The sequence below is a fragment of the Thiorhodovibrio winogradskyi genome (assembly GCF_036208045.1).
Classification (GTDB): domain Bacteria; phylum Pseudomonadota; class Gammaproteobacteria; order Chromatiales; family Chromatiaceae; genus Thiorhodovibrio; species Thiorhodovibrio winogradskyi.
This window is the reverse complement of sequence record NZ_CP121472.1, coordinates 3,792,629-3,807,346: the sequence shown is the minus strand read 5'-3', so window position 1 is coordinate 3,807,346 and position 14,718 is coordinate 3,792,629. Positions and strand designations below refer to the sequence as shown.

Annotated in this window: 13 protein-coding genes; 7 read left to right on the top strand and 6 right to left on the bottom strand. The window is 62.0% G+C overall.

The window, feature by feature from the left end; translation table 11 throughout:
- Window positions 1-229 precede the first annotated feature (229 nt).
- From Thiowin_RS17455 to zupT, 4 genes are all read left to right on the top strand, one after another.
- On the top strand, window positions 230-784 hold the full coding sequence (locus tag Thiowin_RS17455; protein WP_328984245.1) for a superoxide dismutase family protein: 555 nt from the start codon (window positions 230-232) through the stop codon (window positions 782-784).
- A gap of 40 nt (window positions 785-824) precedes the next feature.
- Window positions 825-2,285 carry an amylo-alpha-1,6-glucosidase gene (locus Thiowin_RS17450; RefSeq protein WP_328984244.1) on the top strand — a complete coding sequence of 487 codons (1,461 nt, stop codon included), beginning with the start codon at window positions 825-827 and terminating at the stop codon, window positions 2,283-2,285.
- A gap of 313 nt (window positions 2,286-2,598) precedes the next feature.
- Complete coding sequence (locus Thiowin_RS17445) at window positions 2,599-2,994, top strand: transaldolase family protein (protein WP_328984243.1); 396 nt, start codon at window positions 2,599-2,601, stop codon at window positions 2,992-2,994.
- Between the two features lie 407 nt (window positions 2,995-3,401).
- Complete coding sequence (gene zupT / locus Thiowin_RS17440; RefSeq protein WP_328984242.1) at window positions 3,402-4,277, top strand: zinc transporter ZupT; 876 nt, start codon at window positions 3,402-3,404, stop codon at window positions 4,275-4,277.
- Between the two features lie 167 nt (window positions 4,278-4,444).
- Here zupT and Thiowin_RS17435 read toward each other — a convergent pair whose 3' ends face one another.
- Together Thiowin_RS17435 and Thiowin_RS17430 are read right to left on the bottom strand one after the other, a co-directional pair.
- Window positions 4,445-4,789 carry a VIT1/CCC1 transporter family protein gene (locus tag Thiowin_RS17435; RefSeq protein ID WP_328984241.1) on the bottom strand — a complete coding sequence of 115 codons (345 nt, stop codon included), beginning with the start codon at window positions 4,787-4,789 and terminating at the stop codon, window positions 4,445-4,447.
- A 304-nt stretch (window positions 4,790-5,093) separates the two neighbouring features.
- The gene (locus Thiowin_RS17430) at window positions 5,094-6,683 is read right to left on the bottom strand and encodes a sodium:solute symporter (protein WP_328984240.1); all 1,590 of its coding nucleotides are present in this window, start codon (window positions 6,681-6,683) and stop codon (window positions 5,094-5,096) included.
- A 313-nt stretch (window positions 6,684-6,996) separates the two neighbouring features.
- Between Thiowin_RS17430 and Thiowin_RS17425 the strand changes: the two genes are divergently transcribed.
- Window positions 6,997-7,971, top strand: coding sequence for an NAD(P)-binding domain-containing protein (locus Thiowin_RS17425; protein ID WP_328984239.1), 975 nt, complete (start codon window positions 6,997-6,999; stop codon window positions 7,969-7,971).
- Window positions 7,972-8,107: 136 nt separating this feature from the next.
- On the top strand, window positions 8,108-10,528 hold the full coding sequence (locus Thiowin_RS17420) for a sensor domain-containing protein (protein WP_328984238.1): 2,421 nt from the start codon (window positions 8,108-8,110) through the stop codon (window positions 10,526-10,528).
- 85 nt (window positions 10,529-10,613) lie between these two features.
- On the opposite strand, the gene Thiowin_RS17415 is transcribed toward Thiowin_RS17420, so the two are convergent.
- From Thiowin_RS17415 to Thiowin_RS17400, 4 genes are all read right to left on the bottom strand, one after another.
- Window positions 10,614-12,977 (bottom strand): PAS domain-containing protein, encoded by a 2,364-nt coding sequence (locus tag Thiowin_RS17415; RefSeq protein ID WP_328984237.1) that lies wholly within the window; start codon window positions 12,975-12,977, stop codon window positions 10,614-10,616.
- Between the two features lie 265 nt (window positions 12,978-13,242).
- Window positions 13,243-13,428 (bottom strand): CPXCG motif-containing cysteine-rich protein, encoded by a 186-nt coding sequence (locus Thiowin_RS17410; RefSeq protein WP_328984236.1) that lies wholly within the window; start codon window positions 13,426-13,428, stop codon window positions 13,243-13,245.
- A gap of 133 nt (window positions 13,429-13,561) precedes the next feature.
- Entirely contained in the window at window positions 13,562-13,897 is a 336-nt protein-coding gene (locus tag Thiowin_RS17405; RefSeq protein ID WP_328984235.1) for a Fic family protein, read from the bottom strand.
- 242 nt (window positions 13,898-14,139) lie between these two features.
- On the bottom strand, window positions 14,140-14,451 hold the full coding sequence (locus Thiowin_RS17400) for a hypothetical protein (RefSeq protein ID WP_328984234.1): 312 nt from the start codon (window positions 14,449-14,451) through the stop codon (window positions 14,140-14,142).
- Between the two features lie 29 nt (window positions 14,452-14,480).
- Here Thiowin_RS17400 and Thiowin_RS25420 point away from each other — a divergent pair, with 29 nt between their 5' ends.
- Window positions 14,481-14,717, top strand: a complete 237-nt coding sequence (locus Thiowin_RS25420) for a putative transposase (RefSeq protein WP_408034229.1) — start codon at window positions 14,481-14,483, stop codon at window positions 14,715-14,717.
- Window position 14,718: the final 1 nt, after the last annotated feature.

Genomic DNA, 14,718 nt, shown 5'->3' with positions numbered 1-14,718 from the left:
CAGCTTGTCGAGGCTGAGGTGGCTGATCAGTCGTGGGTCAATACAACCCGTCGCTGGTGGATATGGGCAATGGTTGAGGGGATGCTTGCGCTCTGGGTAGGCATTGAACTTGTTAAACCTCGCGGAAATTGGTTCTGGTATCAAGTTTGCTGGCAACTTACTACCGGTTGCTACCGCAAAGGCGGCTGACAAGCAGCCATCAATCACGAACCGACACGGAGACTTCCTGATGCCCGATACCCATTCCACCATCCCGCGTATCCGCCGCAAGGCTTGGCTTGCCGTCCCGTCAGGCTTGCTCGGCGCCGCGCTGAGCTTGCCACTCGCTGCTGAGTCGACCTTGGGGGAAAGCATGATGCAAGACCGTGATGGCAATAGCGTTGGCGCGGTGCTGCTGAGCGAGACCCCCAACGGGGTGTTATTGCACGCGCGCCTCGGTGGACTACCGGCGGGGGTGCATGCCTTCCATATCCACGAGACGGGTGCCTGCGATCCGCCCTTCGATTCCGCGGGCGGTCATCTCACCGCCGAGGAGGCCAATGCCCACGGCTATCTAGTCGAAGATGGGCCGCACCTTGGTGACATGCCCAACATCCACATCCCCGAAAACGGCCGGCTCGAGATCGAGGTGATGACCCGCGTCTCGGACATGGATAAGCAGCTCTTTGATCGCGACAGCGCCGCCCTGGTGATCCACGAGGGCGCCGATGATTACCACTCGCAGCCTTCGGGCGCGGCCGGACCGCGCATCGCCTGTGGTGTGATCGAAAAGCGCGACACTTAAGCGCGATACTCAGCGCTGTTCCGCGAGAGGGTCTGAGCGCATGCCAAAAGAGCTCCATTCACCGAGTGCAACCAATGCGCCACCCAACGAGGCCTACCAGCGCGCGGTGCAGCTGCTGCAGGCCTGCAAGAGTCCGCACGGCTTCGTCGCGTCGCCGATCAAGCACCGCAATTATCACCGGATCTGGGCGCGCGACGGCGCCATCATCGCCTTGGCGGCGCTGCTCATCGGCGATCAGGGGCTGCGTGAGGCCGCGGGCAGAACCTTCATTACCCTGGCTCAGCATCAGGGGCCGCATGGCGAGATCCCGAGCAACGTCGATCCCATCGCCGGGCGCGTCAGCTACGGCGGCACCGCCGGGCGCATCGATGCCAATCTCTGGTTTCTGATCGGCTGCGGCGAGTATTGGCGTGCCACGGGTGACGAGGCGTTCCTGAATCGGATGACCCCCGTGATCGAGAAGATCCGTTTCCTGCTCGGCGCCTGGGAACTCAACAACCGCGGACTGCTCTATATCCCGCTGACCGGCGACTGGGCGGACGAGTATCTGCGCAATGGCTATGTGCTCTATGACCAGCTGCTCTATCTCCAGGCGCAGCGTACGCTGGCCAAGGTCCACGAGTCGGTGCACGGCTCAGCCGATCACGCGCTGACCGAGCGGATCAGCCGCCTGCGACATCTGATTCGCTGCAACTATTGGTTTGCCGAGGACGACGACAGCCCGCTTCCGGATGATGTCTACCACGAGGTCCTGTACCGCAAGGGACTCCAGGCGGCATCGCATTGCCGCAACCGCCATTGGATGGCGTCCTTCTCACCGGCCGGCTACAGCTATCGTTTCGATGCCTTGGCCAATGTGCTGGCATCCTTGCTCGGTGTTGCCGATGAGGCCCAGCGGCAACGGGTGGATGAGTTCATTGCGGATGGTATTGCCCAGAAGCTCGTCCAGGACAGCGATCAGGACAGCGACCAGGACATCAAGCAGGACATCAATCATCACAGCGACCATGATTGGCACGGCCGCAAGGCGGCCTTGCTGCCTGCGTTCCATCCTGTCATCCATCCCGTCGACGATGACTGGGAAGACCTGCAGATGATGTTCTCGTATAGCTTCAAGAACGAGCCCTACGAGTACCACAACGGCGGGCTCTGGCCGATGGTGACGGGCTTCTATGTCTGCGACCTGGCGCGTCGGGGTCTGCAGGAGCAAGCCCAGCGTTTCCTCGACGGCATCAACCGTGCCAATGCATTGCCGATGGACGGTGAGCCATGGGGCTTCGCCGAGTACATCCATGGCCGCGACCTGACACCCCGCGGCACCCGTCATCAAGGCTGGAGCGCGGCTGCCGCCATCATCGGTCAACATGCGCTCGATGGGCAGGCACCGTTCTGCCTTGATCTGATCGAGGAGTCTAACGACAAGCCCCGGACTCAGGGTCGGGTCTCAGGGTCGGCAAGGAAGGGTGACAACGCTCGAACTGCTCGGCGGCTAGGACGATGACGCCGATGGCGTCCTTGCCCGACTTGCCGCGCCTCACCCATTGCGTCTCACCAATGTGCCGGCTGTGCAAGTGCAAGCGGGCGTTTTGCCCCGTTGGTCGGGGCATTGGCCCCACCCTCGGGCAGCGGCTCGACCCTGTTCTCGGCAATCTGTCCGAAGTCTGGCCGTTTGGCGAGGCTGGCCTTTCTCTTGCAGCCTTTCTCTTGCAAATAATCTCTTGCAAATGACTTCTGACTCGACGAGGCCTTGGCCGCCAGCGCGCACAGGCCCGTCAATCCTTGCCATCCGTGCCAATCATCAAAGGGATTCCGCAATGCCGAATCAGCAACTCGCCAAGCTCAAGGATCACGGCCAGCGCTTCTGGCTCGATAGTCTGTCACGCGACATGCTCGACAACGGCCAGCTCGCAGCGCGCATCCGCGCCTGCGATCTGCTGCTGCCGGTGTATGAAGCGAGCGACGGCCGCGACGGTTTTGTCAGCCTCGATGTCTCACCCCACCTGGCCTATGATCCGCTCGCGACCCTGCGTCAGGCACGCGCGCTGTGGGACCGGGTCGGTCGCCCCAACCTGTTCATCAAGGTGCCTGGCACACCGCAGGGGCTACAGGCGGTCGAGACGCTGCTGATCGCTACCTGCACGATTTTCGCCTGCGCGACGCGCAAGGCCGCAGCTTGGTCGAGCACGGCGGCATCTGGCTATTGGAGTTGAACAAATTCCACACCGAACGGGTCAACACCGAGCAAGAACGGGCCGCCAAGGAACTCGCCCTGGCCGAGCTTGAGCGTCTCAAGGCGCAACTGAGCGGTTCGACGGACGAACGGTGACCTGAGTCTCCAAGGGCCATCTGGTACTAATCCTCTGGAAGGCGCTGATCAAGCACCATCGAATCTCGAGCCAGCAGCTCGAGCGCGAAATGCTGATCGTGGCATGACCTTGGCGCGCTTCTTCGGGATCTCGTCTAGGCTGATCTCCTCGGCCTCGAACGGAATCCGCCCAGCGTAGATATGCCAGGTCTCGTCGCTGACACGTCATCCAACGAAAAGTCAATGTGGCCGAAAAACTGCTTGGATGATGCCAAATGCACCTATCCTCATAGTTCTAAGGAGCCACCCTCTATGGATGCCAGTTCGATCTGGCCGGCATTGCTGTTGACGCTGCTTGCCGGCCTCGCCACTGCGATTGGCAGCGCGATCGCCTTCTTTGCTCCTCGCGCGGATACCCGCTTCCTCGGGATCTCACTCGGGTTCTCGGCGGGGGTGATGATCTACGTCTCCTTCGTCGAGCTGCTACCGTCCGGCGTCGACGCGCTCGAGGAGATCAGTCGCAGTGCTCACACCACAGCCGTCGTGGCCTTGTTTGTCGGCATGCTGCTGGTCGCGGTCATTGATCGCTCGGTTCCGCTCGGCTACAACCCGCATGAGATGCGCCCTCGCGACAGGCTGGATTCTCCCGGCTCGCAGGGCCCGCCTAGCAGCGCGGCAAACGTGGAGGCTTCTGGCAGTGCGGAAACCGACACCAGGGGAAAGGAGGCGGTTGGCGCCGAGCCGTTGATGAAGGTCGGTCTGCTCACCGCGGCGGTCATCACGCTGCACAATCTGCCCGAAGGGCTAGCGACATTGCTGACCTCGATGCAGGATATCCATCTCGGGATGCCGGTCGCGCTTGCGGTGGGTATTCACAATATTCCTGAAGGGATCGCGGTCTCGGTGCCGGTCTACTACGCGACCGGCAGCCGCTGGCAGGCGTTCGGTTGGTCCGCGTTGTCGGGGCTCTCGGAGCCGGTCGGCGCGCTGCTCGGCCTGCTGTTGTTGTCCAGCTTTTGGTCCCAGGCCCTGCTCGGTCTCTCACTGGCGGCCGTCGCCGGGATCATGATCTTCATCTCCTTCGACGTGCTGCTGCCATCGGCCGAGACCTATGGTGAGCATCATCCAACTGTGTATGCGCTGGTCGCTGGCATGGCGGTGATGGCGCTCAGCCTGCTGCTGCTCTGAGCCCAGGCTGATCCTGATCCCTCGGCAATCGCCAAAAGGAAGTCGTGCTCGATGCGGTGATCCCAGATGCGCGAGGAGATCCGCTTGCCGTCCTCCCAGGTATCGAGCTCGGCGCTCAGGTAGAAGAGTCCGAGCTCGAAGCGGCCATCGCCGTGTGCCAAGGCAATTTAAGCCATGGTGCCGGTCCCCATCCAGGCACGCAGCAGGGCGCCGGCGCCGTAGGCAAGCACCGCGGCGCCGCCGCCGGTGAGTAGGGTCTCGAGGCCGGAGCGGAACCGCGACTGATCCAACATCCAGCCCTTGGCGATACCGACGCAGAGGAACGCCAGCGAGGTCGCGGCGATGCTGACGACGCCCAGAATGATGACCACCAGGCTCGAGAAGCCGCCGCCGACGGCGCCAGCGACGACCGCGAAGCTGGTGATGCCGCCGTCAATCGCGCCCAGCACCGCATCACCGAGGTGGCCTGTGCGTGAGCATCCTCCTTGAGCATCAAAACCAACCACAGTCACGCCGGACGCGAGGTCGAATTACGATGCCGCTCTTTCCGCGGGGCCGTATTCGCGAACGCTGCGACATTGCCGCAACCAGGCGCCCGAAGCCTTAACCGAAGTCATGGATGGGGCATGGGTATTTTGCACCAGCTCTGGTTGTTATCACCCAATCCAACTCTGGCAGTTGGTGCTGAGCCAACCAGGGGATTGCGGCGACGTGCGGGGGGTAATGCGCCGATCAGGGTTCATTTCGCCAGATGCGGTCTCTATCTGTCTCTATGCGCGCACCCATCCGCGCCCTATCGGTGATCCTCGAAATGGCTCACCACCACCAGAGCACCATCGCCGCTGCCAGCAGCGTCAACCCAAGCGCCATATAGCGATAGTTCAGATACCAGGGCGTGTCGGCCAGCTCTTGGCTCTCCTGCCGCCATAGCGCTGGACGCCAGGTGCAGCGCTGGACCTTCTCCGGGTCAGGCGGCGCGGTCGCCAGGCTCACGATGACCAGGATCAAGGCGCTCAAGGCGAACATGATTCCGGCCGCATAGAGGTACTGGATCGACAGCAAGTCGAGCAGCTCGTTGGCGGCCCATCCCAGGATACCCAGGGGCACGCCGATGAGCAGCGTCGCCAGCGCACCGGCGGCATTGGCCCGCGGCCAGAAGATGCCGATAATGAATACCGCCGTCACCGGTGGTGTGATGTAGGACATGAACGACTGCAGATACTGCCAGAGGGTGGGAAACTGCAGCACGATCGGTGACCACAGGATCGCCGCGATCATGAAACCGACCGTGGACCAGCGGCCCAAACGGGCCAGCCCTTGATCACTGGTCCGTGGGCGGAAGGTGCGCACGAAGTCCATCGTGAACAGGGTTGCCGAGGAGTTGAAGATCGCCTCCAGGCTGGACAGGATCGCGGCGACGAAGGCAGCCAGCAGGAGTCCACGGAGGCCCACCGGCAGCAGGTCGACGATCATGGTCGGAAACACCAGATCCGGCCGCTCGAGGTCCGGGTAGAGGGCGACCGCCAGCACCCCGGGCATGACCAGGATGAACAGATTCGGCAGCTTCAGCAGCCCGGCGAACAGCGCGCCCCAGCGGCCGTGATCGAGGTTTTGGGCGCCGAGTGCGCGCTGAACGACGAACTGATTCGTGCACCAGAAATAGGTACCGATGACGAGCACCCCGGTAAGGATGCCCGGCCAGGGCAGCAGATCATCGTCGGCGGGTCGGATCAGATGCAGTGCATCGGGAGGTGCCGCTTGCACCACCGCATCCCAGGACGGCACCGCCTGCCAGGCCAACACCAGCACCAGTATGCCGCCGACCATGATCATGGCGGCTTGAAGCGCATCGTTGATGACGACTGCGCCAAGGCCACCAAAGAAGATATAGACCCCGGCGATCAGCGCGCCAGCCGCGAGCAGCGGCCACGTCGGCACCGACGGGAACAAGGCCTGGCCGACCACGGCGCCGGCGTAGAGCGATGCCGGCGCGTCGATCAACGTCACGGCGACGAGCAGGAAGCCCGAGAACGCGAGCCGCGGCTGGCGGCCAAAGCGCTCTTCGAGGAATTGCGGGGCGGTGTAGATGCGCGCGCGCAGGTAGAGCGGCAGCAGGAACATAACGAACAGCACCAGGATCACCGCCGGCAGCCATTCGTAGTGATAGACGGCGATGCCGTCGTTGTAGCCGCTGCCGGGCAGGCCGACGAAGCTGCCGCCGCTCATGTTGGCGACATAGAAGGACAGACCGATGATGAACCAGCGCAGCGCCCGGCCGCCGAGGAAGTAGCCCTCGGCGCCTTGGCGGGCGGTGCGTGCGGCCCACCAGCCGAACAGGATGCGCGTGCCGATCACATAGACGGCGACGACCGCCAGGTCCCAGGGGCTGATCTGAATGTTTGGCATGGCGTTCTCCACTCACAGAAGGCTAGTCATCAGAGATGGCGACTCGGAGATGACCCTTGTCATCGCGCTCGGCGGGCATGGGATCCGAGGCGGATAGACCCCAGCCTTGCGCTCGAGACGTCACGGGCGATGTCCTGCAGCAGCCGGGCTTCTGTGAAAGCAAAGGACGTGCCCACTATGGAGCGCGGAGACAGCCCCAGCTCGCCCTGTGCGCTGGCAAGCCCAGGTCTTGCTGGCCCACAATTTGCTTATTGGTAATTAGACCGGTGATCGGTGACCGACGCGCAACCCGCGATAACAAGAGGAGACCATCATGGCAGCAAACGACCAACGCTCTGAGATTGGCCTCATCGGCCTGGCCGTGATGGGCCAGAACTTGGCGCTCAACATCGCCGACCATGGCTTTCGCATCTCGGTCTACAACCGCACCACCGAGAAGATGCAGGCCTTCGTCGACAAGCATCCAGACACGCCCGGCGGACTGGTCGGTTGCGAGACGCTGGAGGCATTGGTGAACTCGCTGAAGCGACCGCGCAAGATCGTCGTCATGGTCAAGGCTGGCAGCGGGACCGACGCCGTCATCGATCAGCTTGCACCACTGCTTGACGAGGGCGACATCCTTGTCGACTTAGAAAACAAAAAGTGTACAAACACAATCGCGCGAGAGCAGCGGCTCGCCGGGCGCAGGCTGCGCTTCATCGGTAGCGGTATCTCCGGCGGCGAGGAGGGCGCGCGCTTTGGGCCCTCGCTGATGCCCGGCGGGCAGAAAGATGCCTGGAAGGAGGTGGAGCCGGTCTGGTCCGCAATCGCTGCCAAGGTCGATCCCGACACGTGCAAGCCGCTGCTTGGCGCCAAGCCCGGCAGGCCTGTGCAGGGTGGCGAGCCCTGTACGGCCTACATCGGCTCGGACGGCGCCGGTCACTATGTCAAGATGCTGCATAACGGCATCGAGTACGGGGACATGCAGATGATCTGCGAGGCCTATCGGCATGAGCCCGAGCTGGCCAATCTGCTGCTTGCTCCGCATTTCAAGGAGGCCATCGATAGCGCTCAGCACCACTGGCGCAAGGTCGTCGCCTTGGCGGCGCAGCACGGTGTGACGGCGCCGACCTTCGCCGCGTCGCTCGCCTATTATGACAGCTATCGCTCGGCGCGCCTGCCGCAGAAACTGCTCCAGGCCCAGCGCGATTACTTTGGCGCCCACACTTATGAACGGGTTTATCAACTCCGTGGGTGCTTCTTCCACATCGACCGGCCCGATCCGAAGCGGCCTCAGCGCGGGGCTTGACGTTTGAGATTGTGTTGGACAAACAGAATCCCCTCTGATCCTCTGATCCACAGGGCTTTCGCGGCGCCCGGCGGCTTGCCCCGGGGATGGTTTCTGTCTATCGTCGATCACCGCGGTTAACCACGGAGTCCCTTGCTTGTTCGCTCAGACAACGCCCCTGAAGTTGGACTCGGCCCACGACCTCCATGCCGCCTTGTTCAATGCCATGACCGATGGTGTGCTGGTGGTGAATCGCCAGGGCCTGATCATCGACTGCAATCCCGCCTTTCATCGCCGCCTTGGCTATCGCAAGGACGAACTCACGGGACGCTCGGTGACCACGCTCGATCCTCCAGAATTTGCAGCCCAGGTGCCGCGGCGGCTGGCCGAGATCGAGCAACAGGGGCAGGCCACCTTCGAGACCGCCCACTATCGCAAGGACGGTTCGGTCATGCCGGTTGAACTCAACGCCCGCTCCTTCCAGGTGGGTAGTGAGCTGGTGTTCTTCAGCGTGGTGCGCGACATCAGCGAGCGCAAGGAGATGGAGACACGGCTGCATGAAGGCATCGAGACCTATGAGGCCGCCGTCAATACCACGACCCTGGGGTTTTGGATGGTGGACATGGACGGGTGCTTCCTGGAAGTCAACGCGGCCTATCTGAAGCTGTCAGGCTACAGTCGCGATGAGTTCTTGAGGCTGCGAATCCCCGATATCGAGGCCCTCGAGCAGCCAGCGGAAACAGCCCGCCATATCGCCCAAATCATCAGGGACGGCTCCGACCGCTTTCGCAGCGAGCATCGTCGCCAGGATGGCAGCCGGTGGCCGGTGGAGGTGGTGACCAGTTTCTCGCGCGTGCAGGGCGGGCGCTTCTTCGTCTTCATCGAGGATATCAGCGAGCGGGTGGTGCAAGAACATCGCCTGCAACTCGCGGCCCGGGTGTTTGACACCATGGACCAGGCAGTGGTGGTGACCGACGCAAGCAACCGCATCGTCTCGATCAATCCGGCGGCTGTGCGCATCACGGGTTACACCTTTGACGAGGTGCGTGGCAAGGATCCCAGCATCTTCGCCTCCGGGCGTCATGATCGCGCCTTCTATGACGCCATGTGGGCGTCCTTGCATGCTTCCCGACACTGGGAGGGCGAGATCTGGGATCGGCGCAAGGACGGCACCCTCTACGCCAAATGGCTCGGCATCAATGCGATCCACGATAGCCAGGGCGCGCTCTATCAATACGTTTCGGTGTTCTCTGATATTACCGAGCGCAAAAAGACCGAGGAACTGGTCTGGCGCCAGGCCAACTTCGACGCCCTGACCGGGTTACCCAACCGGCATTTGTTCTACGAGCGCCTGGAGCAAGAGATCAAGAAAGCGGGGCGCACGCGGCAAGGCATCGCTGTGCTGTTCATCGACCTCGACCGCTTCAAGGAGGTCAATGACAGCCTTGGTCATGCCAAGGGCGACGCGCTCCTGGCGCAGGCCGCCGGCCGCATCGGCGCCAAGGTGCGCGAGAGCGATACCGTCGCGCGCCTCGGTGGCGACGAGTTCACGGTCGTTCTACCGAACTTCGGTGATCGTGCCAACCTCGAACGCATCGCCCGGGAGCTGATTATGACCCTCGCCGAGCCTTATGAATTGGGCGATGACGACCGAGGGTATATCTCCGCCAGTATCGGCATTACCCTGTTTCCAGACGACGCCGACAATCTCGATGGCTTACTCAAGCACGCGGATCAGGCGATGTATGTGGCCAAGGCCGAGGGGCGCAACCGCTTTGGCTACTTCACGGCGACCATGCAGCGTGAGGCGCGCGAGAAGGCTGCCCTGGCCAAGGATCTGCGCCAGGCGCTCGGGCGCGGTGAGTTGGAGGTCTACTATCAGCCGATTGTCGACATGACCGACGAGGTCATTGTCAAGGCCGAGGCCTTGCTGCGTTGGTACCACCCCGAGCGTGGCTTGGTCAGTCCCATGGTTTTCATTCCCCTGGCCGAGGAGCTCGGTCTCATCCATGAGATCGGCCAGTGGGTGTTTGGCCAGGCGCTTGCCGCTGTCGCGCGTTGGCGTGACATGCATGACCGCATCATTCAGGTGAGCGTCAACCGATCGCCGATTCAGTTCGAGAAGCCGAACCAGCCCTGTTGCACGGACGAATTACGCCGCTTCGATCTTCCCGGCCATAGCATCACCGTGGAGATTACCGAGGGATCCCTGCTGAGCCAATCCAAGCACATCGAGCAGCAACTGCTGGAGTTCAGGAATGCAGGCATCGAAGTGTCCATCGACGATTTCGGCACCGGTTTCTCGGCCTTGTCCTATCTGCGTCGGTTCGATATCGACTACCTGAAGATCGACCGGTCCTTCATCTCCGACCTCGCCGAGGACGACGCCAACACCGCGCTGACAGAGGCGATCATCGTGATGGCGCACAAGCTCGGCATCCAAACCATTGCCGAGGGCGTGGAAACCGAGCGGCAGAGGGATCTGCTGCGGCAGTTCGGCTGCGATTACGCCCAAGGGTATCTCTACGCACCTGCGCTGCAGATGGATGCGTTCGAGCAGCTCCTGGGCGCAGCGTGATTGGGCCAGCGGATGTGCTGGCCTAATTACACAGTGCCCAGCGTTTGGGCGATTTGCCGAAGGCCCTGCCTGAGATAGCATGCCATCAGCGTCTTGATTTCGCCACGACCTCGCGGATGGCCTTCGTGAGCTCCACGATCTCGACCGGCTTGGCGACATGACCCTGCATGCCGGCGTCGAGGAAGCGCTCGTGATCGCTGCCCATGCTTGTGGCGGTGAGCGCGAGGATCGGAACCCGTTGATGACGGGGACCGGCATCGCCGCGTCGGATCGCGGCAGTGGTGGCGAACCCGTCCATCACCGGCATGTGGATATCCAGTAGCACCAGGTCAAAGTCCGCGTCCGGGGCTTGCAGGACAGCCAGCGCGGCGGAGCCGTCTTCAGCCAGGCTGACCCGCGCGCCTTGCTTGGTCAGCAGACGGGAGAGCAGCAGCCGGTTGGTTTTTTCATCATCCACACCCAGTATGTGCAGTCCATCAAGATGCTTGATATCCGCGGCCACGGACGCCCGAGCAGGGTCTTCTGCCGCCGCCGTGGCTAACGCCTCGGCGAAGGGCAGTGAAATGGCAAATTCGGTGCCCTTGCCCAGTTCGCTGCCGACACAGAGGGAGCCACCCATGCGTTGGACTAGGTTCTTGACGATGGACAGTCCGAGCCCGACGCCATCGGCCGACTGGGTCACTAGGTTCTCGGCTTGAACGAAGGGATCGAAGAGTGCTTCCAACTGCTCCTCGGCCATGCCCAGACCAGTGTCCTTGACGAGGAACAGAATCACCCATTCCTTGCCCCGTCCGCGCCCGAGCGACAGGGCTTCGACACGCACGTGCCCGCCTTGGGCGAATTTGATCGCGTTGCCGATGATATTGCCAAGAATCTGATGCAAGCGCGTCGTGTCCCCGAGCAGGCGGGGCGGGGCATTGGCGGCCAGCGAGACGCTCAGCCTGACCTGATTGCGGCGCGCGACCGGTGTGAAGAGTTGTTCGACGGCGCGGACAAACTCGCCCAGATCGAACGGCTGCCGCAGGAGCGAGAGATGGCCGGACTCGACCTTGGAGAGATCAAGAATGTCGCCGATCAAGCGGGTCAAACGGCGCGAGGCATGGATGGCCTGCTCAATGTAATCGCGTTGCTCGTCGGTGACTCTGGTGTCGGCCAGCACATCGAGCAGACCCACGATGCCGTTCAGCGGGGTGCGCAGTTCATGGCTCATGTTGGCCAGGAAGCGGCTCTTGATCCGGTTGGCCGCTTGCGCCTGTTCGCTCGAGGTCCGCAGCGCCTGTTCCATGCGCTTGCGCTCGGTGACGATGCGAAAGTACACCGCCAGCCCGGCCGGAGATGGGTAGGCGTGGACCTCGTACCAGGTGTCGAAGGGCTCGAAATAAGCCTCGAAGGCGATGGGCACCTGCTCGTGCAGCGCCCGGCGGTATTGGTGGTCGAATTCGGTGTTGACCGCCCGCGGAAAGAGATCCCACAGATTGCGGCCCAGGGTGTCGTCGCGACAGGCGAGCCCCAGCAGCGTCATGGCCTTGTTGTTGAGGTAGGTCAGATTAAAGTCCCGATCAACCTCAAAGAAGGCGTCCGTGGTGCTTTCCAAGATATCCAGCACATGCTGATGCTCCTCGCGCGCGCGGGCCTCGGCGGCTTTGAGTGCGGTCACCTCGAGCACGGAGCCATAAAGGCAGGTGACCTTGCCGGCGTCATCGCACTGGACATGGCCGCAGGCGATGACGCGGATTTCGCTTCCGTCCGGGCGGATGCGGCGAAGCTCGAGTTCATAGGGTTGGTGGTGGTTCAGTGCCATCTGCACGGCGGCATCCAAGCGCGCGCCGTCCTCGGCGAGGTAGAGCGCGAGGTGGCTTGGGTAATCCGGCAGCGGTGAGCCGACTTCGAGCCCCATGATGCGATACAGCTGATCGGACCACTGGATTCTGTTGGTGCGCGGGTCCCACTCCCAGTCGCCGACATGCGCGAAGCGCTGCGCCTCGGACAGCCGCCAGCTGGTGTGTTTCAGTGCCTCCTCGGTCTGCTTGCGCTCGGTGATGTCACGCGCGATCAGGATCACCTGTGCCGTGCTCGGGTCTGTTGGGGCCGCCGGCGATAAGGACAGAAGGACGATACGCTGGTCAATGCTCACCTCCAACTCCGCGGAGGTGCCGGCCAAGGCGCGCGCGCAGCCCTCCTTAAGCGGTTGGAGCAGTGTCTCGGGGTAGAGCGCATGCAGCGGCTGACCAATGGCCTGTTCGGGATCGAGATCTAGCAGTCGCAAACCTTGTCCCTGAATGAACAGCGTCCGCAGCGCTGCGTCGAGCAGCTGAATCCAGCCATCGGGATAGGCCTTGAGCGCGGCGGTCAGCAGGCACTTGCGCGCATGGACATCCTGGCAGTATGCCGCGACGCGCGCCTGGTGCTCGTGTGGTGGCCCGGACTCGGCGGGGACTGGGGTGGTCATGTCGACTTCCTCATCAGGTGGGATAAGGGACGATCAGGTGCTGCAAACGGGAAGAATGCGATGGATTGAGAGCTAGATCATCGCTCACGATGTTCGCACCAAAGGCGCGTCACTCGAAACATTTTGCCATTCTGGATTAATCACTTGCGGGACTTTAGCACAGATGGAATGATCAGTCTTTGGCGTGACCTTGCTCCCTCGGGCGTGACCTTGCTCCGTCAACCGAAAGCCTGGTCGGCCCCATGGCCTGTTCGCAGTCTAGCTGTCAGTCGTCATCCCGCCTGGCGACCAATCGCTCTAGTTCACCCAATTGATCAATGGTTGCCTCGAATTCAATCGGCCGGCAACAGACCGGACAATCCTCGATATAGCGATGGCTGGTCCAGCCATCGACCTCGGTTATCAGGGTTTCGCCGCAATACGGACATTGCACGGTGGTTTGTTCAAGCATCTGCTTTGGCGAGGAGGCTCGCTAGTGAATTCCTGATCATTGATGATCGGGCCGGACATCATCGTCCCGATTGGAAGAACTTGGACAGCAACACCCGCGCCAACCAGACGCCAAAGGCGCGTTTGATGCGAAGTCAGGCTAGCCTTGATTGAGCATTGATCTCGCCGTTGGCCAGGGTATAGGCGGCGCTGCGTCCGCCGCCTGGCAGGCGGTACAGCAGGCCGAGCGCCAAGAGTTCGCGAATATCACGCGACGCCGTGTCCGACGAGCAGTGCGCGATCGACGCCCAGCGGCGATTGGTGAGCTTGCCCTCGAAGCCATCGAGCAAACGGTTAGTGACTTTGGCCTGCCGCGCATTGAGTGGCGTCCCCGCCCATCGTTGCCAGAAGCGGGCCTTTGCCAGAACTTGGTCAAGCCGCTGTTCGGCGGTCGCGATGGCTTGTTCCAAGGTGGCGAGAAACCATTGCAATCATTCGCTGACATCCAGGGTCAGATGACCTGATCTCGATCTGCCGCTTGATTTGACCTGACTGGAGGAAAAATCGTGTTGAATCGGCCTATTAGAAAGCCACACCGGGACCGAGCCGGTCGCAAGGTCACAGCGTTGCTGGATTTTGCGAAGATATCCTTGCAGCGCCGCGGAGGAGCCCGCGGCGAGTCCGATCCCACTTGCACCTTGCGTCCAAACCGATGCCACAAATGCAGTTGCCGTTATTTCCCCATGGAGTCACGGAGATCACCGACAACTTGGCTTTCAGCAAAGAAGACGAGGCCATTTGGAATTGCCCAAATGTTATTACGGTCTCGACCAAATTGCCCCGTCACTAGGTCGCCCGTGAGCGGCTGTGTCTGTGTGCCACGACCGATGACTGGGTCAATGCCATGGATGGTCAGAACTTCTTGGTTATCAACCCTGACTACCGTCAACTCGACGGCCAGGTCCGCTCCGTTACCGAAAAACTCACCCGGCGTCTGGCGCGTTTCGGGGAGATGACGCTCGATGACACCATCGAGCCCACGCATGTCGAGCCCTTTGTGCGCAAAAAGCCGCACTGCGGGAGGAGATCGAAACGCTGCAACAGGATCTCGATCAGCTCAAGGCACAGCGCAAGGAAACGCCGAAGCATATCAGCGTCGATGAACTGCCAGAAGATGCGCGCTTTCGTCAGCTGGCAACGCGCAGCAAGCAACTGATCGATAGTGTAAAGATGATTGCCTACCGCGCCGAAACGGCCATGTCCAATAGCTTGCAGGACGAAACCGTGCTGTCCCGAATTGACAAGCCGTAGA

Excerpts from the sequence above, each read along its gene's own strand:
- Thiowin_RS17455 (WP_328984245.1), top strand. The coding sequence starts at position 230 with ATGCCCGATACCCATTCCACCATCCCGCGTATCCGCCGCAAGGCTTGG.
- Thiowin_RS17450 (WP_328984244.1), top strand. The coding sequence starts at position 825 with ATGCCAAAAGAGCTCCATTCACCGAGTGCAACCAATGCGCCACCCAAC.
- Thiowin_RS17445 (WP_328984243.1), top strand. The coding sequence starts at position 2,599 with ATGCCGAATCAGCAACTCGCCAAGCTCAAGGATCACGGCCAGCGCTTC.
- zupT (WP_328984242.1), top strand. The coding sequence starts at position 3,402 with ATGGATGCCAGTTCGATCTGGCCGGCATTGCTGTTGACGCTGCTTGCC.
- Thiowin_RS17430 (WP_328984240.1), bottom strand. The coding sequence starts at position 6,683 with ATGCCAAACATTCAGATCAGCCCCTGGGACCTGGCGGTCGTCGCCGTC.
- Thiowin_RS17425 (WP_328984239.1), top strand. The coding sequence starts at position 6,997 with ATGGCAGCAAACGACCAACGCTCTGAGATTGGCCTCATCGGCCTGGCC.
- Thiowin_RS17415 (WP_328984237.1), bottom strand. The coding sequence starts at position 12,977 with ATGACCACCCCAGTCCCCGCCGAGTCCGGGCCACCACACGAGCACCAG.
- Thiowin_RS17410 (WP_328984236.1), bottom strand. The coding sequence starts at position 13,428 with ATGCTTGAACAAACCACCGTGCAATGTCCGTATTGCGGCGAAACCCTG.
- Thiowin_RS17400 (WP_328984234.1), bottom strand. The coding sequence starts at position 14,451 with ATGCGTGGGCTCGATGGTGTCATCGAGCGTCATCTCCCCGAAACGCGC.